29 protein-coding genes and 1 tRNA gene are annotated in these 26,455 nt (G+C 70.3%); 14 read left to right on the forward strand and 16 right to left on the reverse strand.

The features are described from left to right. Positions 1-99: 99 nt before the first annotated feature. The gene (locus PH203_RS16305; protein ID WP_289920681.1) at positions 100-1,524 is read right to left on the reverse strand and encodes a M1 family metallopeptidase; all 1,425 of its coding nucleotides are present in this window, start codon (positions 1,522-1,524) and stop codon (positions 100-102) included. Between the two features lie 84 nt (positions 1,525-1,608). On the opposite strand from PH203_RS16305, the gene PH203_RS16310 reads away from it, so the two are divergent. Beyond that, positions 1,609-2,109, forward strand: coding sequence for a hypothetical protein (locus tag PH203_RS16310; RefSeq protein WP_289920682.1), 501 nt, complete (start codon positions 1,609-1,611; stop codon positions 2,107-2,109). An 88-nt stretch (positions 2,110-2,197) separates the two neighbouring features. On the opposite strand, the gene PH203_RS16315 is transcribed toward PH203_RS16310, so the two are convergent. Next, positions 2,198-2,866: a hypothetical protein gene (locus PH203_RS16315; RefSeq protein ID WP_289920683.1), complete on the reverse strand. Its 669-nt coding sequence runs from the start codon at positions 2,864-2,866 to the stop codon at positions 2,198-2,200. A gap of 4 nt (positions 2,867-2,870) precedes the next feature. Further along, positions 2,871-3,593: a pentapeptide repeat-containing protein gene (locus tag PH203_RS16320; protein WP_289920684.1), complete on the reverse strand. Its 723-nt coding sequence runs from the start codon at positions 3,591-3,593 to the stop codon at positions 2,871-2,873. 215 nt (positions 3,594-3,808) lie between these two features. Between PH203_RS16320 and PH203_RS16325 the strand changes: the two genes are divergently transcribed. Both PH203_RS16325 and PH203_RS16330 read left to right on the forward strand, forming a co-directional pair. Then, positions 3,809-4,969 carry an NAD(P)-binding protein gene (locus PH203_RS16325; RefSeq protein ID WP_289920685.1) on the forward strand — a complete coding sequence of 387 codons (1,161 nt, stop codon included), beginning with the start codon at positions 3,809-3,811 and terminating at the stop codon, positions 4,967-4,969. A 59-nt stretch (positions 4,970-5,028) separates the two neighbouring features. Next, positions 5,029-6,009: a zinc-binding dehydrogenase gene (locus tag PH203_RS16330; RefSeq protein ID WP_289920686.1), complete on the forward strand. Its 981-nt coding sequence runs from the start codon at positions 5,029-5,031 to the stop codon at positions 6,007-6,009. Positions 6,010-6,067: 58 nt separating this feature from the next. Here the strand turns inward: PH203_RS16330 and PH203_RS16335 are convergent, their stop codons facing one another. Then, positions 6,068-7,474: an FAD-dependent oxidoreductase gene (locus tag PH203_RS16335; RefSeq protein ID WP_289920687.1), complete on the reverse strand. Its 1,407-nt coding sequence runs from the start codon at positions 7,472-7,474 to the stop codon at positions 6,068-6,070. Between the two features lie 10 nt (positions 7,475-7,484). Beyond that, positions 7,485-8,138 (reverse strand): rhomboid-like protein, encoded by a 654-nt coding sequence (locus tag PH203_RS16340; protein WP_289920688.1) that lies wholly within the window; start codon positions 8,136-8,138, stop codon positions 7,485-7,487. Between the two features lie 33 nt (positions 8,139-8,171). On the opposite strand from PH203_RS16340, the gene PH203_RS16345 reads away from it, so the two are divergent. Together PH203_RS16345 and PH203_RS16350 are read left to right on the forward strand one after the other, a co-directional pair. Further along, entirely contained in the window at positions 8,172-9,062 is an 891-nt protein-coding gene (locus PH203_RS16345; RefSeq protein ID WP_289920689.1) for an aminoglycoside phosphotransferase family protein, read from the forward strand. Positions 9,063-9,072: 10 nt separating this feature from the next. Continuing rightward, positions 9,073-9,549 (forward strand): GNAT family N-acetyltransferase, encoded by a 477-nt coding sequence (locus PH203_RS16350; protein WP_289920690.1) that lies wholly within the window; start codon positions 9,073-9,075, stop codon positions 9,547-9,549. Positions 9,550-9,587: 38 nt separating this feature from the next. On the opposite strand, the gene PH203_RS16355 is transcribed toward PH203_RS16350, so the two are convergent. Beyond that, a tRNA-Thr gene (locus PH203_RS16355) sits at positions 9,588-9,661 on the reverse strand. Between the two features lie 216 nt (positions 9,662-9,877). Here PH203_RS16355 and ugpC point away from each other — a divergent pair. From ugpC to PH203_RS16370, 3 genes are all read left to right on the forward strand, one after another. Next, positions 9,878-10,966 carry a sn-glycerol-3-phosphate ABC transporter ATP-binding protein UgpC gene (gene ugpC, locus PH203_RS16360; protein ID WP_289920691.1) on the forward strand — a complete coding sequence of 363 codons (1,089 nt, stop codon included), beginning with the start codon at positions 9,878-9,880 and terminating at the stop codon, positions 10,964-10,966. A 248-nt stretch (positions 10,967-11,214) separates the two neighbouring features. After that, positions 11,215-11,670, forward strand: coding sequence for a hypothetical protein (locus tag PH203_RS16365; RefSeq protein WP_289920692.1), 456 nt, complete (start codon positions 11,215-11,217; stop codon positions 11,668-11,670). Between the two features lie 59 nt (positions 11,671-11,729). Beyond that, positions 11,730-12,461, forward strand: coding sequence for a nucleotidyltransferase family protein (locus PH203_RS16370; protein WP_289920693.1), 732 nt, complete (start codon positions 11,730-11,732; stop codon positions 12,459-12,461). Positions 12,462-12,573: 112 nt separating this feature from the next. Here the strand turns inward: PH203_RS16370 and PH203_RS16375 are convergent, their stop codons facing one another. From PH203_RS16375 to PH203_RS16400, 6 genes are all read right to left on the reverse strand, one after another. Beyond that, positions 12,574-14,193: a DoxX family membrane protein gene (locus tag PH203_RS16375; protein WP_289920694.1), complete on the reverse strand. Its 1,620-nt coding sequence runs from the start codon at positions 14,191-14,193 to the stop codon at positions 12,574-12,576. A 130-nt stretch (positions 14,194-14,323) separates the two neighbouring features. Then, the gene (gene rlmB / locus PH203_RS16380; protein WP_289920695.1) at positions 14,324-15,265 is read right to left on the reverse strand and encodes a 23S rRNA (guanosine(2251)-2'-O)-methyltransferase RlmB; all 942 of its coding nucleotides are present in this window, start codon (positions 15,263-15,265) and stop codon (positions 14,324-14,326) included. A gap of 123 nt (positions 15,266-15,388) precedes the next feature. Beyond that, complete coding sequence (gene cysS, locus PH203_RS16385) at positions 15,389-16,783, reverse strand: cysteine--tRNA ligase (protein WP_289920696.1); 1,395 nt, start codon at positions 16,781-16,783, stop codon at positions 15,389-15,391. A 67-nt stretch (positions 16,784-16,850) separates the two neighbouring features. Next, a complete protein-coding gene (gene ispF / locus PH203_RS16390; RefSeq protein ID WP_289920734.1) occupies positions 16,851-17,330 on the reverse strand; it encodes a 2-C-methyl-D-erythritol 2,4-cyclodiphosphate synthase in 480 nt (159 codons plus the stop codon). Between the two features lie 64 nt (positions 17,331-17,394). Continuing rightward, the gene (gene ispD, locus PH203_RS16395; RefSeq protein WP_289920697.1) at positions 17,395-18,171 is read right to left on the reverse strand and encodes a 2-C-methyl-D-erythritol 4-phosphate cytidylyltransferase; all 777 of its coding nucleotides are present in this window, start codon (positions 18,169-18,171) and stop codon (positions 17,395-17,397) included. A gap of 319 nt (positions 18,172-18,490) precedes the next feature. Then, positions 18,491-18,973 carry a CarD family transcriptional regulator gene (locus PH203_RS16400; protein ID WP_003953493.1) on the reverse strand — a complete coding sequence of 161 codons (483 nt, stop codon included), beginning with the start codon at positions 18,971-18,973 and terminating at the stop codon, positions 18,491-18,493. Positions 18,974-19,564: 591 nt separating this feature from the next. On the opposite strand from PH203_RS16400, the gene PH203_RS16405 reads away from it, so the two are divergent. Continuing rightward, the gene (locus tag PH203_RS16405; protein ID WP_289920698.1) at positions 19,565-20,227 is read left to right on the forward strand and encodes a DUF461 domain-containing protein; all 663 of its coding nucleotides are present in this window, start codon (positions 19,565-19,567) and stop codon (positions 20,225-20,227) included. 79 nt (positions 20,228-20,306) lie between these two features. Here PH203_RS16405 and PH203_RS16410 read toward each other — a convergent pair whose 3' ends face one another. Together PH203_RS16410 and PH203_RS16415 are read right to left on the reverse strand one after the other, a co-directional pair. Next, complete coding sequence (locus PH203_RS16410) at positions 20,307-20,987, reverse strand: response regulator transcription factor (protein WP_015659563.1); 681 nt, start codon at positions 20,985-20,987, stop codon at positions 20,307-20,309. Beyond that, positions 20,984-22,231, reverse strand: a complete 1,248-nt coding sequence (locus PH203_RS16415) for an ATP-binding protein (RefSeq protein ID WP_289920699.1) — start codon at positions 22,229-22,231, stop codon at positions 20,984-20,986. Before PH203_RS16415 ends, PH203_RS16410 begins: the two co-directional genes overlap by 4 nt. Positions 22,232-22,467: 236 nt before the next feature. On the opposite strand from PH203_RS16415, the gene phoU reads away from it, so the two are divergent. From phoU to PH203_RS16435, 4 genes are all read left to right on the forward strand, one after another. Then, complete coding sequence (gene phoU / locus PH203_RS16420; RefSeq protein WP_289920700.1) at positions 22,468-23,157, forward strand: phosphate signaling complex protein PhoU; 690 nt, start codon at positions 22,468-22,470, stop codon at positions 23,155-23,157. Positions 23,158-23,308: 151 nt separating this feature from the next. Beyond that, positions 23,309-23,467 carry a hypothetical protein gene (locus tag PH203_RS16425; RefSeq protein ID WP_289920701.1) on the forward strand — a complete coding sequence of 53 codons (159 nt, stop codon included), beginning with the start codon at positions 23,309-23,311 and terminating at the stop codon, positions 23,465-23,467. A gap of 154 nt (positions 23,468-23,621) precedes the next feature. Further along, positions 23,622-23,873: an SCO4226 family nickel-binding protein gene (locus tag PH203_RS16430; protein ID WP_289920702.1), complete on the forward strand. Its 252-nt coding sequence runs from the start codon at positions 23,622-23,624 to the stop codon at positions 23,871-23,873. Positions 23,874-24,003: 130 nt separating this feature from the next. Then, positions 24,004-24,417 (forward strand): hypothetical protein, encoded by a 414-nt coding sequence (locus PH203_RS16435; protein ID WP_289920703.1) that lies wholly within the window; start codon positions 24,004-24,006, stop codon positions 24,415-24,417. 405 nt (positions 24,418-24,822) lie between these two features. Here PH203_RS16435 and PH203_RS16445 read toward each other — a convergent pair whose 3' ends face one another. Further along, positions 24,823-25,395, reverse strand: a complete 573-nt coding sequence (locus PH203_RS16445) for a dihydrofolate reductase family protein (protein ID WP_289920704.1) — start codon at positions 25,393-25,395, stop codon at positions 24,823-24,825. Positions 25,396-25,522: 127 nt separating this feature from the next. Between PH203_RS16445 and PH203_RS16450 the strand changes: the two genes are divergently transcribed. Beyond that, a complete protein-coding gene (locus PH203_RS16450; protein ID WP_289920705.1) occupies positions 25,523-25,855 on the forward strand; it encodes a hypothetical protein in 333 nt (110 codons plus the stop codon). A 14-nt stretch (positions 25,856-25,869) separates the two neighbouring features. On the opposite strand, the gene PH203_RS16455 is transcribed toward PH203_RS16450, so the two are convergent. After that, entirely contained in the window at positions 25,870-26,205 is a 336-nt protein-coding gene (locus PH203_RS16455) for a hypothetical protein (protein ID WP_289920706.1), read from the reverse strand. Positions 26,206-26,455 lie beyond the last annotated feature (250 nt).

The raw sequence follows: 26,455 nt of genomic DNA on the forward strand, positions 1-26,455 counted from the left end.
ACGCTGGGTCTTGGCTCACCTGCGGTTTTGCTGTCTGAGGGTGGAACAGATCTGCCGATCACCGATCTGTCCCCTCCTCGGCCGCCCTTTCCGCCGGGTTCAGCGCTGCTCCGGCTTTCCCTTCCCGTACAGCCACTCCTCCCAGATGACCCCGAACTCCTCGTCCGGCGCCTGCTTCTCCACGTATGCCGTGAAGTCGGCGGTGTCCGCGTTGCCGTGGCGGTGGGTGGCCGTCCAGCCCTGGACGATGTCGTAGAAGGTGTCGTCGCCGACGGTCTGGCGGATCTTGTGGACGACCATCGCGGCACGCTGGTAGACCGGCCCCTCGTCGGAGATGTGCGCCGCGCCGGTCGGCTTCGCCGGCGGGAAGGACCAGAGGTCCTCGTAGGTGTCCTCGCCGTGGTCGTAGAGCTCGTCGAAGGTCTCCTGGGCGCTGTCGCCGCCCGTGTCCTCCTCCCACAGCCACTCCGCGTAGGTCGCGAACCCCTCGTTGAGCCACATGTCCTGCCAGGTCCTGGGCGTGACGGAGTTCCCGAACCACTGGTGCGCGATCTCATGGACGAGGAGCCCGGTGTCGGGGGCGCCCGGGAAGAAGGGCCGGTTCTGTGTCTCCAGTGCGTACCCGGCGTCCTCCTCGCCGCCGACGATCGCACCGGTGGAGGCGAAGGGGTACGGGCCGAAGTTGGTCTCCGCCCACTCCATGACCTCCGGCAACCGGGCCAGCACCTGCGCGCTCGCCTCCCCCTGCCCGTCGGCGACGGCCGTGTACACCGGCAGGTCACCGGCGGTGGAGCGACGGATGTCGTAGTCGCCGACGGCGAGCGTGGCGACGTAACTCGCCATCGGCTCGGTGGTGCGCCAGGTGAAGGTCCTGCGTCCCTCACCGGCGGCCCTCTCCCCCGCCGACTCCCCGTTGGACACCGCCTCCAGGCCCTCCGGCACGGTGACCTCGATGTCGTACGTCGCCTTGTCCGAGGGGTGGTGGTTGCCGGGGAACCAGGCCATGGACCCCGTCGGCTCGCCGAGCCCGACCGCGCCGTCCTCCGTGGGCAGCCAGCCCTCCTCGGAGCCGTCGGGGTCGGTGATGGTCTGCGGGGTACCGGAGTAGCGGATCCGCGCCTCGAACGTCTCACCGTCGTCGAGTTCGTCCGCCGGACGGACGGTCAGTTCCTGTCCGTTGCGGTTCCAGCGAGCGGTCTCGCCCTCCACCGTGACCTCCTCGACGTCCAGCCCCATCAGGTCCAGGTCGAAGGCGGACAGGTCCTGGGTGGCGCGGGCGGTGAGGACCGCCGTCCCGGACAGGTGCTCGTCGTCGGGCTCGTAGTCCAGCCGCAGCGCGTAGTGGCCGACGTCGTACCCGCCGTTGCCCGCCTTCGGGAAGTACGGGTCCCGCACACCGGAACCGCCGGGCGTGCCCTGCACACCACCGCCTCCGCTGCCGCTGCACGCCGTGAGGGCGAGGGCGAGGAGGAGGGTGAGGAGGGGCGAGGCGCAGGCCGGGACAAGGCGCACGGATCGGGACATGACAGTGATCCTAGGGCGGGGGGGCAGGGCGGGGAGCAGCCACGACGTCCGTACCGCCTTCCCCGCCGTGACACCATCACGTACGTGCTCGACATCGGCTACGCCCTCTCCAACCGCTTTCCCGACCCGCCCCAGACGGACTACCGCCGCGTGGACGTCCACGCCCTGCGCCACGACCTGTTCTGCGGTGACGTCTATCTCGCCGACACCAAGGCGGACCGGGAACTGTCCACAGCCTGGGGATGGGTGCCGGTGCTCGACTTCGCGTGGGCGCTGTGCGACATCGTGGAACGCCTCGACCGCGACCCGGCCGGCTCCCGGGCCTCCCGCCCCCAGCACGCGGAACTCGACTTCACCGAGTCCACCGACCGCATGCTCTTCGAGCGCCGCTTCGGCTGGGTCGACATCGAGTCCGACTGGATGCCGGGTGACGAACCGCCCCTCACCTTCTCCCACTCCGAACTCCGCCGTGAGGCCCGCGACTTCCTCCACGACCTGATCGCCGACCTGTGCGACCTGCACGAGGACCTCGCGGACAACCCGGCGATCTGGACCTTGCAGGCCCGCTTCCCCAGGGTCCGGTAGCGACCTCAGAGTGCAGTAGCGACCCCGGAGTCCGGTAGCGACCCCGGAGCCCGACAGCGGCCCCGGAGTCCCCCCGCCGACCGGCCCCTCACTCCCCGGCGGCGCTGAAACACGCCCCGCCGAACACCATCAGCTCCGCCAGTGGCAGCCCCTCAGGCAGCGCTCCCCGGGAGAGATAGGTGTACCCCGTGCTCAGTCGCCGACCATCCAGCCCGAGCGCCTCCATCACGTCGTAGTGCTGATCGTCCGCGAACACATACCGCCCGTTCTCCCCGTCCTCCGGATCGACGGGTATGCCCCGCAGGGCGGACTCCAGCACTCCGGAGTCCACGGGCTCGACCGCGAACGGCACGAAGGCCTCGGGGTCGGCACCGACAGGGTCGGGGTACGCGAAGTCCTCGTCGTCCTCGTCGTCCTGCACGAGGTCGCCGTTCTCGTCGGTCTCGGCCGCGTCGAAGTACCCGGGATACGAGTCGTAGAAGTGCCGCTCCTCCCCGCCCTCGAACACCCGCATGTCCAGCACATCCGAGTCATGGACGTACGAGCTCAGCGTCGCCGCGCCCAGCAGTCGGCTCAGCGGTCCCGCGACGTCGATCGCATCGGTCTCGGGGTCCGGAAAGACCACCGTGCGCCCCGGCCCCGCCGGCACCGCATACCCCCGCAGCACCCCGCCGTCCCGTCCCGTCGCCCCCGCCAGCAGCGGCACCACCTCGGCGCACTCACGCGCGACCAGGACATTGCCGTAGAAGGTCCCCACCCCGTCAGCCCTCCACCCGAATCCCCATCTGAACCGCCAACACCGGCGCCAGATCCAGCAGTTGCCCCATGCTGATCACCGCTCCCGCGAGCCGCTCGACCCCCCGCGCGACATCCACCTCCGCCGCCCCCCGCAGATCCACGTCCACCAGCGTCGCCCCGCTCAGGTCCGCCCGCTTCAGCGCACAGTCCACGAACTCCACCCGCTCCAGCCGGGCCCCGCCGAAGTCCGGCTCGACGAGGACGCAGCCCTCGAAGACGACGTCCCGCAGGGTGGCCGAGCGCAGGTTCAGGTAGTCGATCTTGCCGCCGCGGATCACGACCCGCTCAAGGGCCGCACCGTGCAACTGCACGCCCCCCAGCCGGGCATCGACCAGCTCCACGTCCCGCACGGTCGCGTCGGACAGGTCGGTCCCCACGCCCCGCACCCCCGTGAGAACCGAGTCCAGGAAGCGCGCGTTGCGCAGCCGTGTCTCGTCCAGCGCGCACCCCGTGAGCGCGCAGTCCATGAACCGGGCCCCCGAGGCGTCCTGCCCCACGAAGTCCGCCTCGACGAACTCCACCCCGTCGTAGTCCCCGTCCGGCTCCAGCCCCCCGCCTCCGTACGGCACCAGCGGCGGCAACCGCAGCTCCGGCCGCCGCGCCCCCTTCACCCCGGGCCCGCCAGAACCACCGGACCCACCGATACCGCCGGAACCACCCGTCCCGCCTGCCGCTCTCCTCGCCATGCCCCCATGCTGCACCCCACCACTGACAACGCCCCGGGACAAACGTCCTGACCTGCGAAGACACCCCCGATGTCACACTCGGCCCCCCTCGACCCGTCGTACTCACGAAGGCGGCCCGGCACGGAAACCCGCCACGGAAAGCCACCCCGGAAAGCCACCCCGGAAAGCCACTCCGGCAACCCACCACGCAAGCGACCCGAGGGAGACCCCCAGCCATGCACCGCATCACCGTCATCGGCGGCGGCTTCGCCGGACTCACCGCGGCCATCACCGCCGCCGAGGCGGGCGCCAAGGTCACCATGCATGAGGCCCACCACACGCTCGGCGGCCGCGCGAGGACCGCCGAAGGCCCGTACCGGACGAACGACGGCCCGCACGCCCTCTACAACGGCGGCCCGCACTGGTCCTGGCTCAAGCAGCGCGACCTCATCGGCCCCCTCGCCCCGCTCCCCGCCCTGGAGGCCGCCCGCCTGCGCCTCAAACACCACGACACCCTGCGCCGCACCCCGCCCTTCGCGATGCTCAAACTGCTGCGCCCCGGCCTCCCCCAGGCCCCCGTCGACACCGACTTCCTGACCTGGGCCACCGACATCGCCGGCGAGGAGGGCGCCCGAGCGGCCGCTCACTACTCCGCCGTCGCCCTCTTCCACCACGACCCCGGCGCCCTGTCCGCCGCGTTCGTCCAGGAACGCCTGCGCCGCGCCACCAAGCTGCCGCCCGAGGCGCACTACCCGCGCGGCGGCTGGGCCACCGTCATCGACCGCATGGCCGCCCGGGCCTGGAACCTCGGCGTACGGATGGAGACCCTGTCGCGGATCGACGTGCTCCCCACCGACACCCCCGTAGTGGTCGCCACCTCCCTCGACGCCGCCCGCCGTCTCCTCGCCGACGACTCCCTCACCTGGAACAGCGGCCGGACCACCCTCATCGACCTCGCCCTGCGCACTCGCCGCGGCGACGCCTTCGCCGTCTCCGACCTAGACGCCCCCGGCTGGATCGAACGCTTCACCGCCCAGGACCGCACCCTCGCCCCCGCCGGCGAACAGCTGATCCAGGGCCAGATCCCCATCGCCCCGCACGAGTCGAAGGCCGACGGCATCGCCCGCGCCGAACACCTCCTCGACCTCGCCTACGACGGCTGGCGCGACCGCGTCACCTGGCGCCGCGACTCCGTCGCAAACGGCCGTACCGGCGCCGTCGACCTCCCCGGCACCAGCTGGCGCGACCGCCCCGCCATCGACCGCGGCGACGGCGTCTACCTCGCCGGCGACCAGGTCGCCGCCCCCGGCGTCCTGTCCGAGGTCTCCTTCAACAGCGCCCTCACCGCCGTATCGCTGGCACTCGGCCGGTACGCACTTGACCTCAAGCATGCTTGAGGTCGAAGAGTGGACGCCCTGAGGACAGTTGACGAGGACAGTTGACAAGGGAGCCCGTGATGCACGCCATCCGACTGCACGCCTTCGGCCCGGCCGAGAACCTCACCTACGAGGAGACCGAGGACCCCGTCCCGGGCCCCGGCCAGGTCCGTATCGCCGTCGAGGCCGCCGGCGTCCACCTCCTGGACACCGCCATCCGCGAAGGCATGCAGGGCCCCCTGCCCGCACTCCCCGAACTGCCCACCATCCCCGGCCGCGAGGTCGCGGGCAGGGTCGAGTCCCTCGGCGAGGGCGTCGCCCACCTCTGGCTCGGCAAGCGCGTCGTCGCCCACCTCGGCTTCGCCCCCGGAGGCTACGCCGAACTCGCCGTCACCGACGTCGACCGCGTCCACGAGATACCCGCGGGCCTCGACGCCGCCGAGGCCGTCGCCATGATCGGCACGGGCCGTACGACCATGGGGATCCTGCAGTTCGCCGAGCTCGGCCCCGACTCGGTCGCCGTGATCCCGGCCGCCGCCGGCGGCATCGGCACCCTCCTCGTGCAGTACGCCAAGAACGCCGGCGCCACCGTCATCGGCCTGGCCGGCGGCCCCGAGAAGGTCGCCCGCGTCGAGGCCAACGGCGCCGACCTCGCCGTCGACTACAAGGACCCGTCCTGGCCGGACAAGGTCCGCGCCCACCTCGGCGGACGCCGGGCCACCGTCGTCTTCGACGGCGTCGGCGGCGAGGCGGCCCGCCACAGCACCGAACTCCTCGGCCCCGGCGGCAGACACATCGTCTTCGGCTGGTCCGGCGAAGGCCTCCACGACGGACAGCCCTACCTCGTCGAAGGCGTCTCCGAGCAGGTGCTCGGCCCCGTCATGATGCAGAAGGCCGGCGGCCCCGACCCCGTCCGCACCCTCGAACTACGCGCCCTCGCCGAAGCCGCCGCAGGCCGCCTCACCCCCGCGGTCCACCGCTTCCCCCTCCCCGAGGCGGCCGCCGCCCACCGCGCCCTGGAAACCCGCGGCACCACCGGAAAGGTCGTCCTGGAACCATGACCCGCCCGGGAGTCGCCGGCCCGAACGGACAGGGGGCGACCCGCCCGCCCCCTGTCCGTCAACGACGCCCGGCGATCCGGTCCGCGACCCTCGCCAGCCTCGACGATTCGGCCGTGTGGGTCGTCAACTCCCGCCGATCCGCCGCCCGATACGTCGCATACATCCCCTGCACCCCCAGCCACCGCAACGGCTCCGGCTCCCACTTCCGCACCTTGTGCCCCACCCACGGCAGATCCGTCAGCTCGGTCCTCCCGTCCTGCCCGGAGTCCAGCTGCACCAGGTCCCGCAGGGTCCGCGCGGCGAGGTTCGTGGTCGCCACGCCCGAGCCGACGTACCCACCGGCCCAGCCCAGCCCCGTGGTCCGGTCCAGCGTCACCGTCGCGCACCAGTCCCGCGGCACCCCCAGCACCCCCGACCAGGCATGCTCGATCCGCACCCCCGCCAGCGACGGGAAGAACCGCACGAGGATCTCCCGCAGCGCCTCGATCGTGGTGTCCTGGGTCCGCCCGTCGTTGTCCGTCCTCGACCCGAAGCGGTACGGCACCCCGCGCCCGCCCAGCGCGATCCGCCCGTCCTCGGTGCGCTGCGCGTACATGTACGCGTGTGCCATGTCGCCGAGCGCCTCCCGGCCCGCCCAGCCGACGGTCGCCCACTGCTCCTCGGTCAGCGGTTCGGTGACCACCATGGAGGAGTTCATCGGCAGCCAGGTCCGCCGCTGCCCCTTGAGGTTCGCGGTGAAGCCCTCGGTGCAGCGCAGGACATAGGGCGCGCGGACGGTGCCGTACGGCGTGACCGCGTGCCGGGGACGGATCTCCGTCACCGGCGTCCGCTCGTGGATGGTCACTCCCAGCGCCTCGACCACCGCCGCGAGCCCCTTCACCAGCTTCGCCGGATGCAGACGCGCCCCGTGAGGCGTCCACGACGAACCGACCGCGTCCGCGACCCGGATCCGCTCAGCCGTCTCACCGGCGCCGTACAGCTCGCGGTCCTTCTCGCCGTACGACAGCTCGTGCTCGTGAAAGGCCTTCAGCCGCGCCAACTGGGCGGGCGTGGTGGCGACTTCCAGCACTCCGCCCTTGTGGATGCCGGCCTCGATGCCTTCGTCCGCGGCGATGCGCACGACCTCGTCGACGGTGTCGTTCATGGCCTTCTGCAGGCGTACGGCGGCCTCGTGGCCGTGGAGTCCGGCGTAGCGGTCGCGACCCGCGATGCCGTTGTAGAGCCAGCCGCCGTTGCGGCCGGAGGCGCCATAGCCGCAGAACTTCTGCTCCAGGACGGTGATCCGCAGGAAGGGCGCCGCCTTCTTCAGGTAGTACGCGGTCCACAGACCCGTGTACCCGCCCCCGACGATCACGACGTCCGCGCCGGCGTCACCACCCAGGGGCTCCCGCACCGCCGGCAGGCCGTCGTCCGCGTACCAGAAGGAGATGCCGCCGTTCACGACAGCGCGTTCCGAGCTGCTCATGGCCGGGACGTTAGCCCTTCACAGCACCCGCTGTCTCCTTCGGATCTCGTGGTCCTGCACGCCCTCTGACCAGCGGATAGCACCCGAATCCGATCAGTACGGCGGTGAAGTGCCCGAGGTCGGTGAAGGTTCGCCCGGTCACCAGCGGCACCCCGTAGACGACGAGCACGACGAGGGCGTACACATACCGCCACACCCGCGGAATCCGGTACACGAGCACCGCGACGACCCCCGCCAGCGCGTAACTCACCCCGATGTCCAGGCTGTTGACCGCCGACTCCGGCGCCATCCCGTGCCGGATGCCCCACAGCAGCGCGCCCTCGCTGATCAGCGTCGCCAGCACATGCGCCGCCACGCACACGCCCAGCCACCGGACCGTACCGAGCCAGCGCTCGGCCTGCGCGTGGAAGAGGGAGTAGAGGACGGCGTACGACAACCAGGGCCCGCCGTCGATCCACATCGCACTGGAGACCAGCACCCGGACCGGATTGCTCGACAGCTCGTGGATGTTGGTGGACCGCTGCCGCAGGAACTCCTCCTCGAACCCCGGCGACATGTGGTGCAGGGCGACGGTCGTCACGAACAGGATGCCCAGCCACACGTAGGTACCGGGAGCGCTGCGGACGTACGCCGACACCGCGCGGAAGCCCCGGGTAATTCGCATGAGCCGATTTACCCACGCCGATAGCCTCGGACCGTGATCGACATTCCGGAGGGACTGGCGGCGGCGCAGGAGAAGTTCAACGGCGAGGCGGGGCGGTCGTTCATCGCCGGACTGCCGGAACTGGCCGCGGACTTCCTGGAACGCTGGGAGCTACGGCCGGACGGCGGGGCGATGCACGGCGTCTCCGCGCTGGTCCTGCCGGTGATCCGCCGTACGGACGGCGTCGAGGCCGTACTGAAGCTGCAGCTCCTGGACGAGGAGAGCGAAGGCGAACCGGTCGCGCTGCGGATCTGGGACGGCGACGGAGCCGTGCACCTCCTCGACCACGACCCGGCGACGGGCACGATGCTCCTGGAACGCCTCGATCCGGCCCGCATGCTCTCCCACCTCCCCGACTCCCGCGAGGGCGTCCTGGTCATCGCCCGCCTCCTCGCCCACCTGACCCGGCTCCCGGCACCGGACGGCATGCGCAGGCTCGGGGACATCGCGGGGGCGATGCTGGAACAGACCCCGTGGGCGCTGGAACGGATCCCCGACGAGGAGGCACGCGCGCTGGTCGCCGACTGCGCGGCGGCGGTACGGGACGTCGTGGACGAGCCCGGCGACCGGCTCCTGCACTGGGACCTCCACGACGAGAACGTCCTCGCCGCCGACCGCGCGCCCTGGCTCGCCATCGACCCCAAGCCTCTCGCCGGCGACCCCGGCTTCGACCTCCTCCCCGCGATCGCCAACCGCTTCGACGCCGACGAGGTGCGCTGGCGCTTCGACGCGATGACGGACGTGCTGGCACTGGACCGGGCACGCGCGCGTGCGTGGACGCTGGGACGGGTCCTCCAGAACTGCCTGTGGGAGATCGAGGACGGACGCCCACTGGAGCCGGAGCAGCTGGAGATCGCCCGTCGGCTGCGGGCGGCCGGAAGCTAGCCTCCCGCCCATGATCCGAACTGCGACACCCGCCGACATCCCCTTCATCCACACCCTGATCCGCGAACTCGCCGACTACGAGAAGGCCCCCCACGAGGCCCGGGCGACCCCAGAGCAACTGCACGAGGCACTGTTCGGCGCGCGCCCCGCCGCCTTCGCCCACATCGCGGAGGACGACACGACAGGGGAGCCGGTCGGCTACTCGGTCTGGTTCCTCAACTTCTCCACCTGGCGCGGCGTCCACGGCATCTACCTGGAAGACCTCTACGTACGCCCGAAGGCCCGCGGCGCCGGCCACGGCAGGGCCCTGCTGGCCGAACTCGCCCGGATCTGCGTGGAGCGGGGCTACGAGCGCCTGGAGTGGTCGGTCCTGAACTGGAACGCACCGTCGATCGCCTTCTACGAGTCACTGGGGGCGCGTCCGCAGGACGAATGGACGGTGTACCGACTGACGGACGGGGCGCTGACCGGCCTCGGTACACGTTAAAAACCCAGGCCAGAAGCGTCTGACCTGGGTTTCGGCGGAGCCCCCTGTCGGATTCGAACCGACGACCTACGCATTACAAGTGCGTTGCTCTGGCCATCTGAGCTAAGGAGGCGTCGCGTGCGTCTGGCACGTACGCGCCCGTGCAGTGTACCCAGGTCCCGGGCGGGCCCTGTCGAAAATTTCCGCGAAGTTCCCAGTGACTCAGGTACTGACATACGGGTGAACGCCAGGTACCGTCCTGAGCCAGTTCACCTGTGTGGACTACACCACCACCTTCCTACAACGGATCGTCCGGCACGTTCCTGCCGGTAGAAGGGGGCCCATCACCATGGCCACTGTTTCGTTCGACAAGGCGACCCGGATCTACCCGGGTACGGAGAAGCCCGCTGTGGACGGGCTCGACATCCACATCGAGGACGGCGAGTTCCTCGTTCTGGTCGGTCCGTCCGGCTGCGGCAAGTCCACCTCGCTCCGCATGCTGGCGGGGCTCGAGGACGTCAACGGCGGTGCGATCCGCATCGGTGACCGTGACGTCACGCACCTGCCGCCGAAGGACCGGGACATCGCCATGGTGTTCCAGAACTACGCGCTGTACCCGCACATGACCGTCGCCGACAACATGGGCTTCGCGCTCAAGATCGCCGGCGTCCCGAAGGCCGAGATCAAGCAGAAGGTCGAGGACGCGGCGAAGATCCTCGACCTCACCGAGTACCTGGGCCGCAAGCCGAAGGCGCTCTCCGGTGGTCAGCGTCAGCGTGTCGCCATGGGTCGCGCCATCGTGCGTGAGCCCCAGGTGTTCCTCATGGACGAGCCGCTGTCCAACCTGGACGCCAAGCTGCGTGTGTCCACGCGTACGCAGATCGCCAGCCTCCAGCGCCGTCTCGGCATCACCACCGTCTACGTCACCCACGACCAGGTCGAGGCCATGACGATGGGCGACCGGGTCGCCGTACTGAAGGACGGTCTGCTGCAGCAGGTCGACACCCCGCGCAACATGTACGACCGTCCGGCGAACCTCTTCGTCGCCGGCTTCATCGGCTCCCCCGCGATGAACCTGGTCGAGGTCCCGATCACCGACGGCGGCGTGAAGTTCGGCAAGAGCGTCGTGCCGGTGCAGCGTGACGCGATCTCCGGCATCACGGACAAGACGGTGACCGTGGGCGTGCGCCCGGAGCACTTCGAGGTGGCGGGCTCGGACGCGGACCTGGGTCTCGCGGTCACCGTGAACGTGGTCGAGGAGCTCGGCGCCGACGCGTACGTCTACGGCACCGCCAAGCTCGGCGACGACTCCAAGGACCTCGTGGTCCGGGTCAGCGGCCGTGACGTCCCGGAGAAGGGCAGCACGCTGCACGTCGTGCCGCGCTCGGGCGAGACGCACGTGTTCTCGACCTCGACGGGTGCGCGTCTCTCCGACTGACACCACCCCACCGCCACACCGGCACACCGGCACCAGAAACCCGGGTAATTCACCCAGGTTGACGAGAAGGGCCCCGCAGACCGCTGCGGGGCCCTTCTCGCGTTCGAAAGAATGTCGACAAATACCCCGACACACCGGGCATTTCGAGCAGTGTGCGTCAACGCCTTACCCAATTCGAGGCACCACTTCATCCCCCGAACCGGTGACTAAATGTCGCCAAATCATCACCCCGCGCTACCCTCACACGCGTGAAGCACTCCACTAACCAACAGACGCGACGCGGCCGGGGCCCCGCCCGCCGTATCGGCCGCACGCTCGCCCTTGTCCTGCCCGTCGTCCTGGTGCTCTCCGGGACCCTCGCGGTCACCCGAGTCGACTGGTCGGGGGATCCCTCGGGCTCGGTGCTCACCGCCTCCGACGTATCGGCGGCCGGCGCCTCCTCGAAGGCGAAGGCACGGGCACCCCAGGAGATCCTGCGGGACAAGCTCCTCGCGGAGCTCCAGGAGGAGAACCCGGGCGTCGCCCTCACCCACCTCCAGGAGGCCGTGAACGGCCGTCCGTCGCTCGCCGAGCACTGTGCGTCCATCGCCCGTGCGCTGGGCCGTGCGGCGGTGCGGGTGTACGGCCCGACGCAGGCGCAGTCGTACGCCCGGCCCGTGTGCGACACGTCCTTCGCGACGGGCGTGGCGGCCGCGCACAGCTGACGCCGGACCCGGCGGATACCGGGAGATGCCGGGTGCGGGACGCCGCGTACAGTTCGGGCATGACCGATCCGAACGCCGCGTCCCGCCCCGTTCAAGCCGTGATCCTGGCAGGTGGCCAGGGGTCGCGGCTTCGTCCGTACACCGACGACCGGCCCAAGCCGATGGTCGAGATCCCCGGGACGGGGACTCCGATCATCGGCCATCAGCTTGCCTGGCTCGCCGAGGAAGGTGTGACGGACGTGGTGGTCAGCTGCGGCCATCTCGCCGATGTGCTGAAGGAATGGCTGGCGTCGGCCGACCTTCCCGTGAACGTGTCGACGGTCGTCGAGACGGAGCCGCTCGGCCGCGGCGGCGGTCTCAAGTACGCGGCGGCCCACCTTCCGCACCCCGACCGGCCCTGGTACGCGACGAACGGTGACATCTGGACCCGTTTCTCGCTGCGGGAGATGGCGGACTTCCACACCGAGCGGGACGCGGTGGCGACGCTGGCGCTGGCGCGGCCGCGGATTCCGTGGGGGGCGGTGAAGACGGACGGGTTCGGCCGGGTCACGGACTTCATCGAGGCGCCGCCGACGACGTACGAGATCAATGCGGGTGTGTACGTCTTCTCCGCCGAGTTCGCCGGGATGCTGCCCGACCGGGGTGACCATGAGCGGACGACGTTCCCGCGGCTGGCCCGGGAGCGGCGGCTGGCCGGGTTCCCGATTCCGCAGGGTGCGTACTGGCGGGCGATCGACACCGCGAAGGATCTGACCGAGGCGGCCAAGGAGCTGGCGGCGCTGGGCCGGTAGCACACACGCCGGAAGGGCCCCGTACGTTTCCGTACGGGGCCCTTCCGTTGCCGGAGTCAGCCGGTGGGCCGCTACGGGCGCTACTGCCCGAGAATGCCGCCCACCGGCCCATCTACCCCAACAGGCCGCCCACCAGGCCCGGTTCGCCGGAGGAGCCTCCGGTGTCCGAGCCGCCTGTCGAGCCGCCGGTGCCACCGCTGGAGCCGGTGCCGCCGGTCGGGCCTGAGCTGGTGCTGGGGGCGCCCCCGGTCGGGGAGGACTGCTGGGGCGGGGCCTGGCCGGTGCCCTGGGTCTGGCTGGGGGTGCCGGCGGTGCTGGTGTCCCGGGTGGCGCCCGGGGTGGTCGCGGCGCCGGAGGGGGTGGGCGATCCCGAAGCGGCCCCTTGCGTCGGGGACGTGGAGGCCGACGGGGTCTTCTTGCGCTTGCCGGGTTCCTGCGGGAGCGGGGAGCCGGGGAGTTCGTTGCGCGGTGCCTCGCCGGGGCCGGGGACGATGATCCGGTCGGCGTCGCGGACGGCACCGCCGAGGAGCGAGCCGATCAGCAGGGTGAGCCCGGTGACGATGGCGGTGATGAGGGCGCCGCGGCGCAGGACGTAGTTGCGCAGTTCCCAGATGTCGGAGCGGGGTCCGAGGCGGCGCCAGGCGCTGCCTGCGAGGCGTCCGTCGATGGAGTAGACGGGGGCGCCGGCGATGATCAGCGGGGACCAGGCGGCGAGATAGATGATGTCGGGCGCGTCGTAGACGGGGACGCTCTTCCAGCTGACGGTGAGGAGCAGCGCGGCGGAGAGCAGGGCGCCCATGGCGGCGGCGACGCGCTGCCAGCAGCCGAGGATCGTGAGGACGCCCACGATGACCTGGAGGAAGGCGATGACGAGGCCGGAGCCGACGGGGTGCTGCAGGGCGAACTGGCGCAGGGGCTCGGCGACTTCCCAGGGGTGCAGGGTGTTGAGCCACTTGACCATGGAGCCGCGCTTACCGCCGTCGAAGTAGACGGGGTCGCAGAGCTTGCCCATGCCGGCGTAGATGGAGATGAAGCCGAGGAAGATGCGCAGCGGCAGGAGGACGACGCCCAAGTTCATGCGGCGGCCCGGGTAGTAGGCGTGCCGCGCGGGGTCGACGCCGGGGCGTCGGTCGGCGGTGCCGGTCCCGTCGGACTGCCCGGTCTCGTCGAACTCCTCGTCGCCGTAGCCGAGTTCCTCGTCGTAGGCGCTGCCGACGGTCCGCATGTCCGGCAGGAGGCGGGGTTCGTCGCCGTCGTAGGTGCGCTGGGCGCCGATGACAGGGGTCTCGACGGTCTGCGCCAACTCGTCGTCGTAGACGTCGATTCGGGGGATGACCTGGGTGGCCCCGGCGTCGGCGGAGGGCTCCTCGACCTGGCGGACGCCGCCGCCGCGCACGGCTTGGAGGAGGCGGTGGGCGCCGGTGTCGTCGGGGGCGGTCTGGCCGCTCCAGACGAGAGGCCGGCGGCGGGCCGCACCGGGGACCGCGGCTCCCAAGGCGGGCATCCGGGCGGTGTCCTCGGCGGCGCTCAAGTGCCGGGCGATCCGCGGGGATTGGGCTCGTCTCGTCGACGCGCCCAACTGCACGCGGAAGCTGGCGTGATTGACGATGACCTGCGCCGGATCGCTCGGCACCTTCACCATGCTCAGCGCGGGAGCGTCGTCGAGTCCAGCAGTGAAACCCGACGAGCGGTCCCCCGTGGGTGTGCGGGGTGTTCTGGTGTCCACACTCATCTAACCGAGTGACGTGTGTTTAGGACACTGCTTTGACCGCCCGGATGTGTCCGGACCCCGTCAAGCCTGCTCAACCCCACACGAAGCGGCACACAAAGCGGCCTCCGCGGCCCTGTCCCCGCCGACTACCTCAAGCCCGCCGCCGAGCCGCCTCATAAAGCACAACACCCGCCGCCACACCGGCGTTCAGAGACTCCGCACCACCCGGCATCGGGATCCGCACCCGGAAGTCGCAGGTCTCGCCGACCAGTCGGGACAGGCCCTTGCCCTCGCTGCCGACGACGATGACGACCGGGCCGCCGAGGGCTTCGAGGTCGCCGATCTCGTGCTCACCGTCGGCGGCGAGGCCGACGACGGCGATGCCGGCCTTCTTGTACGCCTCCAGGGCGCGGGTGAGGTTGGTGGCGCGGGCGACCGGCGTACGGGCGGCCGTGCCGGCGGACGTCTTCCAGGCGCCGGCGGTCATGCCGGCGGCGCGGCGCTCGGGCACGACGACGCCGTGGCCGCCGAAGGCGGAGACCGAGCGGACGACGGCGCCGAGGTTGCGCGGGTCGGTGACGCCGTCGAGGGCGACGATCAGAGGGTCCTCGCCTTCGTCGTAGGCGGCGCTGGCGAGGTCCTCGGGGTGGGCGTACTCGTACGGCGGGACCTGGAGGACCAGGCCCTGGTGGTTGAGGCCGTTGGTCATGCGGTCGAGCTCGGGGCGGGGGGCCTCCATGAGGTGGATGCCGCCGCGCTCGCCGGCGAGCTGGAGGGCCTCGCGGACGCGCTCGTCGTTGTCGATGAACTGCTGGACGTAGAGGGTCGAGGCCGGTACGCCCTCGCGCAGCGCCTCGACGACCGGGTTGCGGCCGACGACCATCTCGGAGGTGCCCTTGCCGCCACGCCCGCGCGGCGTGGGACGGCGTACCGACTGCTTCGCCTTGGCGTTGGCGACGCGGTTCTTCTTGTGTCCCTTGCGCATCTCGGCGGGCGGGGTCGGGCCCTTGCCCTCGAGACCCTTGCGTCGCTGGCCGCCACTGCCGACCTGCGCGCCCTTCTTGCCGGACATGCGGCGGTTGTTCGCGGCCATGACCTACCTGTTCTCCACGGAAGTGACTGCTGAATGGCTACTGGAATGAATACGTACGTCTATGCAGTGTGCCGCCCGGAAGGCCGGGCGGCACAATCGATCAAGGAATCGCCGGGAAGGCGGCTAGCGCGGACCGAGGGTCCAGCGCGGGCCGTCGGGGCCGTCCTCGATGCTCAGACCGGCCTGGACGAGCTGGTCGCGGATGGCGTCCGCGGTGGCCCAGTCCTTACGGGCGCGGGCCGACTGACGCTGGTCGAGGACGAGTCGTACGAGGCTGTCCACCACGCCGTGCAGGTCTTCACCGCGGCTCTCGTCGCCGGCCCAGTGCGGGTCGAGCGGGTCGAGGCCGAGGACGCCGAGCATGGCGCGGACCTCGGCGAGGCGGGCCACGGCGGCTTCCTTGTCGTCGGCGGCCAGCGCGCTGTTGCCCTGGCGGACCGTGGTGTGGACGATGGCGAGCGCCTGGGGGACGCCCATGTCGTCGTCCATGGCCTCGGCGAACGCGGGCGGGACCTCGGCGGCGGGCTCGACGTCGCCCGCCTTCTCGACGACGCGCTGCACGAAGCCCTCGATCCGCGCGAACGCCGACTCGGCCTCGCGCAGGGCGTCCTCGCTGTACTCGATCATCGAGCGGTAGTGCGGGGTGCCGAGGTAGTAGCGCAGCACGATGGGGCGCCACGTCTTGACCATCTCGGAGACGAGGACGCTGTTGCCGAGCGACTTCGACATCTTCTCGCCGCTCATGGTGACCCAGGCGTTGTGCACCCAGTACGAGGCGAAGTCGTCGCCGTAGGCCTTGGCCTGGGCGATCTCGTTCTCGTGGTGGGGGAAGATCAGGTCGAGACCGCCGCCGTGGATGTCGAAGGCGGAGCCGAGGTACTTGTGGGCCATCGCCGAGCACTCCAGGTGCCAGCCGGGACGGCCGCGGCCCCACGGGGTCTCCCAGTCGGGCTCGCCCGGCTTGGTCGCCTTCCACATGGCGAAGTCGCGGGGGTCGCGCTTGCCGGAGACGCCCTCGTCGGGCTGGCGCAGGTCGTCGATGTCCTGGTTCGACAGCGCCAGGTAGCCCGGGAAGGAGCGCACGTCGAAGTAGACGCTGCCGTCCGCCTCGTAGGCGTGGCCGCGCTCGATGAGGCCGCGCATCATCTCGATCATCTCGGGGACGTGGCCGGTGGCGCGCGGTTCGTACGTGGGCGGGAGGCAGCCGAGGGCCTCGTAGCCGTCGTTGAACGCGCGCTCGTTCTCGTACCCGAGCGACCACCAGGGGCGGCCCTGGTCGTGCGACTTGGTGATGATCTTGTCGTCGATGTCCGTGACGTTGCGGATGAACGTGACGTCGTAGCCGCGGTATTCGAACCAGCGGCGCATGATGTCGAAGTTCAGCCCCGAGCGGATGTGCCCGATGTGCGGTGCGGCCTGCACGGTGGCACCACAGAGGTAGATCGAGACACAACCCTGCTGGAGCGGGGTGAAGTCACGGATCTGCCGGGCGCTGGTGTCGTACAGCCGAATAGTCACGAGTCCAAGGGTAGTAGGCGATACCGAGTGCATCGGACGGTTGTGGATAACAGGTTGTGGATGACGGTCAGCCTGCGGTTCTCACGACCAGTGCGGTGGCCACGGCCATCAGCCCTTCACCCCTGCCGGGGAAGCCGAGTCCGTCCGTTGTCGCCCCGGAGACCGAAACCGGTGCTCCGGCCGCCTCCGACAGCAGTTTCTGGGCCTCGTCGCGGCGCTTGCCGATCTTCGGGCGGGGGCCCACGACCTGTACGGCGATGTTGCCGATCCGGAAGCCCGCCTCGCGGACGATCCGGGCGGCCTCCGTCAACAAGGTGACGCCGGAGGCACCCGACCACTCGGGGCGTCCCGTGCCGAAGTGCTGACCGAGGTCGCCGAGGCCCGCCGCCGAGAAGAGGGCGTTGCACGCGGCGTGGGCGACGACGTCGGCGTCGGAGTGACCGGCGAGGCCGGGGCCCTCGCCCTCCCACTTCAGGCCGGCGCACCACAGCTCGCGGCCCTCTTCGAAGGCGTGGATGTCGGTGCCGATGCCGACCTGGGGCAGCAGCACCCCTTCGAAGGACCCGTCGTAGGCCCCTTCGCGGGACCCTTCACAGGCCCCTTCGTAGGACTCAGAAGCCATCGTTGAGCCTCCTGCGGGCCAGGACCGCCTCCGCGAGGACCAGGTCCAGGGGGCGGGTCACCTTGAAGGCCTCCTCGTGGCCGGGGACGACCACGACCGTGAGGCCGAGCTGCTCGACCATGCTCGCGTCGTCGGTGACGTCGTCGGTGACGGTCTCGTGGGCGCGGACGAGGGTCGCGCGGTCGAAGCCCTGGGGTGTCTGGACGGCACGGAGGCGGGCGCGGGACGGGGTGGCGACGACCGGCTCGGGGTCGCCCGCGACCGGGGCGGGCTTGACCTCCTTGACGGTGTCCGCGAGAGGCAGGGCCGGTACGACGGCCGGAGCGCCGTCCCGTACGGCCTCGATGACGGCGTCCACCGTGTCGACGGGGACGAGGGGGCGGGCCGCGTCGTGAACGAGGACGATGTCGTAGTCCGGGGGCAGCGCGTCCAGGCCGGCCTTCACGGAGTCCTGGCGTTCCTTGCCGCCGGGGACGACGAGGAAGTCGGTGCGCTCGGGGAGGGCGTGGGCGTCGAGGAGGCTCTTGACCTCGCCGGCGCCGTCGGGCGGGGCCACGACGACGACCAGGGAGACCGCGCGGGAGGCGGCCATCGCGCGGACCGCGTGGATCAGCATGGGGGTGCCGTTCAGCGCGCGGAGCGCCTTGGGGGCGCCCGGGCCGAGTCGTACGCCCCGGCCGGCGGCCGGGATCACGACGGCCGTACGGACTTCCGTCCTGGCCGTCGAGGACGCTGTCGAGGGCGAAGGGCGCGAATCGTCAGACATCGGTTCCTGTCAGGTTTGTGTGCTCGGCCAAGGTGGGTACGACAGACAGCGTGCCGGGCGCGACGCCTTGACCGGACCCTTCCGTGACGCCGGTCGAGCCTGCTGCCCGGGCCCGGCACGCCAAGTATCGGGGACCGCGAAGTTTCGAGTTTCGGGGGACCTGCGCCTCGTACGACGCGTACGACCGGCGCACCCCGTAATACCTCAGCTCGGTGTCCGGGCACAGACATGCCGCAGCGCCCGGCGACGGAAATACGTCATCGGGCACCGCGGCATATCTAATGTGCCGAGCCGGATCCGGCGGCGGCAGCGGGCGTCGTCAGGACGCGAGGACCTCGTCGAGCAGGGCCTCGGCCTTGTCCTCGTTCGTGTTCTCCGCGAGGGCGAGCTCGCTCACCAGGATCTGGCGGGCCTTGGCGAGCATGCGCTTCTCACCTGCGGAAAGTCCGCGCTCACGCTCACGACGCCACAGGTCACGCACGACTTCCGCGACCTTGATGACATCGCCGGAGGCGAGCTTCTCCAGATTTGCCTTGTAGCGACGGGACCAGTTCGTGGGCTCCTCGGCGTACGGCGCGCGCAGCACCTCGAAGACCCGGTCCAGCCCGTCCTGACCGACCACATCACGCACGCCGACGAACTCCGCATTGTCCGCTGGCACACGTACCGTCAGGTCACCCTGGGCGACCTTCAGCACCAAGTAGGTCTTGTCCACGCCTTTGATCTGGCGAGTTTCGATGGCCTCGATCAGCGCGGCCCCGTGATGGGGATAGACCACGGTGTCGCCAACCTTGAACGTCATGTGACAGGTACCCCTTCCGTGGCTATCCAGGGTAACACGGAAACTGCGGGTTCTGAATGGCGTTTTCGCAGGTCAGGGCATATCTCGGGGCTTGACAACAGCAACAGGAACGTGCTGCGGAGGCCGAGCGGAAGAAGGTATTCGCAGGTCGGAGCGGCTCTCCGGGGGAGGTGAAACGCGTACGTTACACACATCCGGAGGCCCTTCGACGTAGACGAACGTCCCCATATGTCTGGTTCCAAGTGTGCGACTTCCGCTACTCCGTTCGGTGGCCGGAGTCAGTTCCCCGTCGTTTCCGGAATTGATCACTCGGATTCGTGATCAATTCCGTGGACGATCACGCATTCCTTCACGGAAGTTTTGCGAGCGGATGCGCGAGGGGCTTATGTGAATGGCGGACGAGTGCGAGCCCGAAGTGACTCGGAGGTCACTTGAGCGGAGGGATGCGATCGACTCTCCGGAACGAAGAGCGGCCGTTGGGGAGGGTCGGGTGCGGTCGCGCGGGAACGGCTCGGTAACCTAAGGCCGCTGACAGACACTTAGGGCGGCTTTACGCGCCCGCCCCGTTCGAGTCAAGGAGTTGCCGCCGCCGTGAGCAGCAGCCTTCGACGCGGCGCCCTCGCGGCCGCCGCCCTCGCGTTCTCGATCGCCTCGCTCTCCGCGTGCGCGGCCGGCAACAACGCCCAGACGCTGGAGATCAAGCCGGACAACGCGGCCACCGCCGTCGGCGACATCAAGATCCAGAACGCGATCGTCATCACCCAGCCCGACCTGGAGTCGACCGGCCCCGCCGTGGTCTCCGCGACGCTGTTCAACAACGGCCGGACCGCCGAGACGCTGGACTCCATCACCATCGCCGACACCGGCAAGACCGCCGAGCTCTCCCCCGCCAAGGGCAAGGGCAAGCTGACCATCCCGGCCGGCGGCTCCCTCGTCATCGGCGGCGAGGGCAACGCCACCGCGGTGCTGCCGAGCAGCCGTGAGGCGATCCAGGACGGCAACGCCCAGAAGATCACCTTCACCTTCAGCAAGACCGGTGACGTGAGCCTGCGCGCCTTCGTGGTGCCGGCCAAGAGCTACTTCGAGAAGTGGGGCCCGACCGAGGTCCCCGAGGCCCCGGGCACGGGCGAGAGCGCGTCGGCCTCCCCGACCGAGTCGGCCACGGGTACGGCCTCGCCTTCCGCGACGGCGACCTCCACCGACGAGGCCTCCGCGTCCGCGACGGCGAGCGAGAGCGCGGCCGCCGGGCACTGAGCGGCACGGCAGAACACGAAAGGGCGGGACCTCTTCGGAGGTCCCGCCCTTCTTCGTCGTGCGGCTTACGGCTTACGGCTTACGGCTCGAACTTGTAGCCCAAGCCGCGGACCGTCACCAGATACCTGGGCGCGCCCGGGTCCGGCTCGATCTTGGCGCGGAGGCGCTTGACGTGGACGTCGAGGGTCTTGGTGTCGCCGACGTAGTCGGCGCCCCACACCCGGTCGATGAGCTGCATACGGGTCAGGACGCGGCCCGCGTTGCGCAGCAGCATCTCCAGCAGGTCGAACTCCTTGAGGGGGAGGTCGACCTTGGAGCCGGAGACCGTGACCACGTGGCGGTCCACGTCCATGCGGACGGGGCCGGCCTCCAGCGCGGCCGGGGTGACCTCCTCGGGCTCGCCGCGGCGGCGCAGGACGGCCCGGATACGGGCGACCAGCTCACGGGACGAGAAGGGCTTGGTGACGTAGTCATCGGCTCCTATTTCCAGGCCGACCACCTTGTCGATCTCGCTGTCCTTGGCGGTCACCATGATGACGGGGACGTTGGAGCGGCCGCGCAGCTGGCGGCAGACTTCGGTGCCCGGCAGGCCGGGCAGCATCAGGTCGAGGAGGACGAGGTCGGCGCCGTTGCGCTCGAACTCGTCGAGTCCGTCGGGGCCCGTGGTCGCGACCGCGACCTCGAAGCCCTCCTTGCGGAGCATGTACGACAGGGCGTCGGAGAAGGACTCCTCGTCCTCGACGACGAGCACTCGGGTCACGGAAGGACCTCCGGGGCGGGAAGCGGTTCGTACGGGGATGGGTCGGGGCCGTCCTCGTCGTCGAGGTCGGTGTTCTGTTGTGCGCGGGCGCGGGCAGCCCCCGCCTCCGGCAGCCGCAGGGTGAACGTGGAGCCTTGTCCCTCCGAGCTCCACACCGTGACCTCCCCCGCGTGGGAGGCGGCCACGTGCTTGACGATCGCCAGGCCGAGGCCCGTGCCGCCGGTGGCACGGGAGCGGGCCGGGTCGACCCGGTAGAAGCGCTCGAAGATGCGCTCCTTGTCCTTGTCGGAGATGCCGATGCCCTGGTCGGTCACGGCGATCTCGATGTGGTCCCCGCCGGGCGCGGTCACCCGGCGGGCGGCTATGCCGACGCGGGTGCGGGCCGGGGAGTAGTTCACGGCGTTCTCGACGAGATTGCCGAGGGCGGCGGCGAGCTGGCCGCGGTTGCCCCACAGGCGCAGGTCGGCGGTGCCGCCGGCGGCCATGGTGATCTGCTTGGTGCCGGCCTGGTGGCGGCAGCGGTCGATGGCCTCGGCGACGAGCTCGTCGACGCGGACGGGCTCGGCGTCCTCCAGCGGGTCGTCGTTCTGGACCCGGGAGAGGTCGATGAGCTCCTGGACCAGGTTGGTGAGCCGGGTCGCCTCTATCTGCATCCGGCCGGCGAAGCGCTCGACGGCCTCGGGGTCGTCGGAGGCGTCCATGACGGCCTCGGAGAGCAGGGAGAGGGCGCCGACCGGGGTCTTGAGTTCATGGCTGACGTTCGCGACGAAGTCACGGCGGACGGCCTCGATACGACGGGCCTCGGTGAGGTCCTCGACGAGCAGGAGGACCAGCCGGGAGCCGAGAGGCGCGACCCGGGCGGATACGGCGAGTGCCTCGCCCCGTCCCGTGCCCCGCCTCGGAAGGTCCAGTTCGACCTGTCGTATCTCTCCGTCTCTTCTGGTGTCACGCGCCATCTGCAGCATGGGCTCGACGGCGAGTTTGCCGCCGCGGACCAGACCGAGGGCGTAGGCGGCCGAGCTGGCCTTCACGACGCCGTCGGCCTCGTCGAGGACGACGGCGGAAGAGCGGAGGACGGACAGGACGGTGTCCACGCCCGGCGGGAGCACCGGGTCGGTGTGCAGCGAGGTGCGGGTGGGGCGCTTCTGCTCCCGCTCGCTGAAGCGGAACGCCAGCATGGCGATCACGCCGGTTACTGCTCCGGCGATCGCTGCCACTGCGGCGACCGCCGCGTTCACGTCCATGCATCCAGGTTAGGCATGGGTCCGGTCCTGGCCACAGCCATCGGAGTGCGAGCTCGAACACTCGTCGCCCAGAGTTCACCTTGGAGCCAGTGATGGTTCATTTGGGGTGACGGAAATCGACGCGTACAGGGCCGAACGTGGGAGCGTGGGGTTCACAGCGCCGGTTTTCGGAATGATCCGACGGCCGGTTCTGGCCCCCCGGAACCCCCGAGGCAGACGTAAGAGAGGGACCCCTGATGCGGGACGCGTACCACGAGGAACTGGACTCGATCGGCGACGGTCTGGTGGAGATGGCCCGGCTGGTGGGGTCGGCGATCGGGCGCGCCACGACGGCCATCCTCGACTCCGACCTGAAGCTCGCCGAGAGCGTCATCGAGGCCGACCAGAAGGTGGACGACCTCCAGCACGACCTGGAGGCGCGGGCCATAGCCCTGCTGGCCAGGCAGCAGCCGGTGGCGACGGACCTCCGTATCGTCGTGACCTCGCTGCGGATGTCGGCGGACCTGGAGCGCTCGGGCGACCTCGCCCAGCACGTGGCGAAGCTGGCGCGGCTGCGCTTCCCGGAGCGTGCCATCCCGGCCGACCTGCACGCGACCATCCTGGAGATGGGCCAGCTCGCGCAGCGCCTGATGGCGAAGGCGGCCGAGGTCGTCATCACCAAGGACGTCGACCTCGCGCTCCAGCTGGAGCAGGACGACGACGAGATGGACCTCCTGCACCGCACCCTCTTCCAGCACCTGCTGGACGACCGCTGGAAGCACGGCATCGAGACGGCGGTCGACGTGACCCTGCTGGGCCGTTACTACGAGCGGTTCGCCGACCACGCGGTGTCGGTGGCGAAGCGTGTGGTGTACCTGGTGACGGGTGAGCACGCGGACGAGCTGCAGGCGGACATCCAGCCGGCGACGGGGGTCGAGGGGGCCTGAGCCCTCGGCTCGGACCGGGCGTACGGGGGTCTGTTCGGGGCGTGCGCAAGCCTCAGTGCGCCGTTGATGCGACCTCTCGGGCGGGCATGCAATGGGCACAGGGTCTGATCCGAAGGCCGAGAGTTCAGACCCCTGCCTTGAGGAGGGCCCCATGGCCGAATCCCCCAGCACCCCCACCCCCGACCCCACCCAGGAACGCCCGACCGAGCAGCCCGCCGAGATCAGGAACCTGATGCTGATCGGCGCCTGCGGGTGCGGCTCGGGGTGCGGGTGCGGGTGCCAGTCGGGCAATCCGTGCCAGTGCGGCTGACGTCGCGTTTTTCTCGTACGACGGTCGCTTCCTGCCGTACGACGGTGAAGGGCCCCGGTGTGCTGCCGGGGCCCTTCGTCTGTGCACCCTCGCCTCATGAGGCGCAGCATGGAAGGAAGCGGTAAGAGCGGCGAACCGTAAGGAGGTGCGGGTCATGGCGCGGTTCATGGACGTACACCACGGGATGAAGGGCATCACGGCCGAGCAGCTGAAGGAGGCCCATCAGGCCGACCTCGCCATCGAGAAGGAGGAGGGCGTCCACTTCGAGCGGGCCTGGGCGGACCCCGTGTCCGGCACGGTCTACTGCCTCTCCGAGGGGCCCTCGGCGGACGCGGTCCAGCGCATCCACGAGCGCACGGGGCACAAGGCGGACGAGATCCACGCGGTGCCGCTGACGATCTCGTAACGGGCTCGGTCTCGGAACCGTCCTCGCCACCGGGTGACGCCGGGCGCAGGACGGTGCCGTCGAGCGACGGTGTCGTCGAGCGCGCGGCGGAGCGGAACCGCGGGGCGAGTGATCGACGTCGTGGCATGTCATGAGCACTCTTGAGACGGAGCGGCGTTCCACGTGTCTCCCCGCGGCCGTCGCCTGGCTCTTCGGGGCGGCGGTGGGCTGGGGTGCCTGGTCCCTGACCGTCTGGGCCCGCGCGTACTGCGACGCGGGCTTTGACGCCGGCGGCGTCTTCCAGCTCAACTTCCTGTTCCCCGTGACCGGGGTGACGGCAGGTTTCGTCGGGCTCGCGTCGCTGGCGCTCGGGCGCTGGATGGCGTCGCGTGCGCCGAGGGCGGTACGGGCGTGGCTGCCACCGGCGTCGGTGGTCGCCGTGACGGTCCTGCTCGGCTGGTGGTTCTTCGCCACGGTCGGCACGCTGGACGGTTACCCGGGTGACTCGGGTCTCTGTCCGGACAGCAACGTCCCTCCGCAGTGGCCTGGTTGGATACCTGCCTGAGCGGAGGAGGGGCAGCCATGGCACTGGGGCGCAAGGGCGCGCGGCGCATCGTGGTCGACGGGACGGAGTACCGGTGGCGCCCTGCGGCGCCGGCCGACGTACTTCCAGGCCCTGGCGTGGACTCCGTGCACGTTCGCGGTGGAACAGGCGGACGGGGACGATCAGGCGCCGGGAACGATCCTCGTGGTCACCACCGACCGACCGCACGCGAGCAACTGGTTCGGCCGGGAGTCGCAGCCCGTCCTGCCGTCCTATGTGGCCGAGTCGATCCGGCTGACGCTCGGCGGGGGATGGGCACCGGCGGTTCTGGGCCCGTCGTTCCGGCTGAACCGGTCCGGTCCGCCGGCTTCACGGCCTCGCTGTGATCGACGGGCCCGGTTCGGCCCGGTTCCGACCGGGATGGGCTCAGGCGTGCAAGGTGGGCCGGTAGACGAGTTCCTGGATGCGGCCGTCGAGCGTCCTGGAGTCGATCAGTTCGAGGTCGAAGTCCTCCGCGCCGCGAAAGACCGGGTCCAGCCCGGTCCTGCCGGTGATCACGGGGAAGAGGGTCACCTGGACGCGGTCGACCAGGCCGGCGGCCATCAGCGCGCGGTTCATCGACAGGCTGCCGTGGGAGCGCAGGGGCACGTCGGACTCCTCCTTCAGACGGGCGACGACGTCGACGGCGTCGCCCTTCACGAGGGTCGCGTCCGGCCAGTCGAGGGGGCCTTCCAGGGTGCTCGACACCACGGTCGCCGGGAGGTTCACCATGCGCGTGCCCCATGAGTCCACGGTGCCCTCGGGAGCCTCGGCCAGGATCCGCGTGAACGTCCGGTACGTGGCGGCCCCGAACACCATCCGCTGCTCCTCCCCGTACAGGGCGTCCCGGTGATCGAGCAGCTCGGGCCCCTGCTTGCCCCAGTAGCCGGTCCAGTCACCGCCGGCCGCGCCGAAGCCGTCGAGGCTGGAGAAGACGTCGAAGGTGTAGGTGGCGGTCATAATGCTCTCCTCGCGTGCGGTTGATCAGGCGCGTCGGAGATACAGACCCGTGGCCGCGGCGAGACTCATCGGCGGGACCTCATCCGTGGAACCCATCGGTGGGACTCATGGGGGGGGAGGGAAAATCATGACGACGTCACGATCGATCCCGAACGTGACCGATGAACGACTGTGCTGGCTCATAGTCCGCGACGAACTCCGGAGACGGACCGGCAGACTGCGCTTCTTCGGCTGGGCCACGGTCCTCTTCAGCGGCCGCCCCGGCAACGCCGCTTTCGGCGGCGATCTGCGCCGTGAACACGCCTCGGACAAGATGACCGACTACGCGGTGGCCGTGGACGCAGCGGCCCAGGCCCTCTCGGCCACCGAGCGCACCCACCTGCGAGCCACCGCCGAACTCCCCGACTGGTTCCTGCCCGACGTGGAACGCCGCTACCGGCAACTCCGCAAACGACGCTGACCGCGGCCGGCTCGTCAGAGATCCACTCGAACTTCCACATCTCCCCTCGCTTGCCGCACCACGACATGCGCTGGCCTGAGCGGCAGCGCCCGAAGGGCCGGCTCCATGACCTTGAAGAGAGCCTCGCCGTCCACGCCATAGGCGTACAGCACGACCTCACCCCCACCGAACTCGTTCCCGTCGACCTCACCGACACCCGCCTCCTCGACCGCGGCACTCATCGCCCGCTCGGCCTCGAAGAACACTGCACGCTCGGCGGGCGAGCCGTACTCGTCGTCGCTCAGGCGGTAGCGGGCGATGACTGCGTCTTCCGAAGCCACTGATTCGGGGAGATCCAGGAACGTGTCCATGAGGGCACGATCTCATCGACCACTGACCACGGAGCCGGGCCGGTGGCTGCAGTGACTGCCGCCCGGGTGCCCGGCGGGTCCCCGTGGCGGGTCCCCCGGAGGTCCTAGGTTGGCCACTGCCGAGCGGCGTCGGACGGCCCAGGGACGGCCCATGTGCGGTTGCGTCCAGGGAAGTGGTGTACGGGTTCGACCTGATCCGGGGGTTTGCTCCGGCATCGGGATGGTGCCCGCATAGTTGAACGGCCACCGG

The sequence above is a fragment of the Streptomyces sp. S.PB5 genome (genome assembly GCF_030403745.1).
Lineage (GTDB): Bacteria > Actinomycetota > Actinomycetes > Streptomycetales > Streptomycetaceae > Streptomyces.

Coding starts and splice junctions, on each gene's coding strand:
- ispD (WP_289920697.1), bottom strand. CDS start 18,171: ATGTCTGACGATTCGCGCCCTTCGCCCTCGACAGCGTCCTCGACGGCC.
- PH203_RS16400 (WP_003953493.1), bottom strand. CDS start 18,973: ATGACGTTCAAGGTTGGCGACACCGTGGTCTATCCCCATCACGGGGCC.
- PH203_RS16330 (WP_289920686.1), top strand. CDS start 5,029: ATGCACGCCATCCGACTGCACGCCTTCGGCCCGGCCGAGAACCTCACC.
- PH203_RS16450 (WP_289920705.1), top strand. CDS start 25,523: ATGACGACGTCACGATCGATCCCGAACGTGACCGATGAACGACTGTGC.
- PH203_RS16435 (WP_289920703.1), top strand. CDS start 24,004: ATGAGCACTCTTGAGACGGAGCGGCGTTCCACGTGTCTCCCCGCGGCC.
- PH203_RS16445 (WP_289920704.1), bottom strand. CDS start 25,395: ATGACCGCCACCTACACCTTCGACGTCTTCTCCAGCCTCGACGGCTTC.
- PH203_RS16370 (WP_289920693.1), top strand. CDS start 11,730: ATGACCGATCCGAACGCCGCGTCCCGCCCCGTTCAAGCCGTGATCCTG.
- PH203_RS16320 (WP_289920684.1), bottom strand. CDS start 3,593: ATGGCGAGGAGAGCGGCAGGCGGGACGGGTGGTTCCGGCGGTATCGGT.
- PH203_RS16425 (WP_289920701.1), top strand. CDS start 23,309: ATGGCCGAATCCCCCAGCACCCCCACCCCCGACCCCACCCAGGAACGC.
- PH203_RS16325 (WP_289920685.1), top strand. CDS start 3,809: ATGCACCGCATCACCGTCATCGGCGGCGGCTTCGCCGGACTCACCGCG.
- PH203_RS16350 (WP_289920690.1), top strand. CDS start 9,073: ATGATCCGAACTGCGACACCCGCCGACATCCCCTTCATCCACACCCTG.
- PH203_RS16335 (WP_289920687.1), bottom strand. CDS start 7,474: ATGAGCAGCTCGGAACGCGCTGTCGTGAACGGCGGCATCTCCTTCTGG.
- rlmB (WP_289920695.1), bottom strand. CDS start 15,265: ATGGCCGCGAACAACCGCCGCATGTCCGGCAAGAAGGGCGCGCAGGTC.
- ugpC (WP_289920691.1), top strand. CDS start 9,878: ATGGCCACTGTTTCGTTCGACAAGGCGACCCGGATCTACCCGGGTACG.
- PH203_RS16305 (WP_289920681.1), bottom strand. CDS start 1,524: ATGTCCCGATCCGTGCGCCTTGTCCCGGCCTGCGCCTCGCCCCTCCTC.
- PH203_RS16340 (WP_289920688.1), bottom strand. CDS start 8,138: ATGCGAATTACCCGGGGCTTCCGCGCGGTGTCGGCGTACGTCCGCAGC.
- PH203_RS16375 (WP_289920694.1), bottom strand. CDS start 14,193: ATGAGTGTGGACACCAGAACACCCCGCACACCCACGGGGGACCGCTCG.
- PH203_RS16455 (WP_289920706.1), bottom strand. CDS start 26,205: ATGGACACGTTCCTGGATCTCCCCGAATCAGTGGCTTCGGAAGACGCA.
- phoU (WP_289920700.1), top strand. CDS start 22,468: ATGCGGGACGCGTACCACGAGGAACTGGACTCGATCGGCGACGGTCTG.
- PH203_RS16430 (WP_289920702.1), top strand. CDS start 23,622: ATGGCGCGGTTCATGGACGTACACCACGGGATGAAGGGCATCACGGCC.
- PH203_RS16415 (WP_289920699.1), bottom strand. CDS start 22,231: ATGGACGTGAACGCGGCGGTCGCCGCAGTGGCAGCGATCGCCGGAGCA.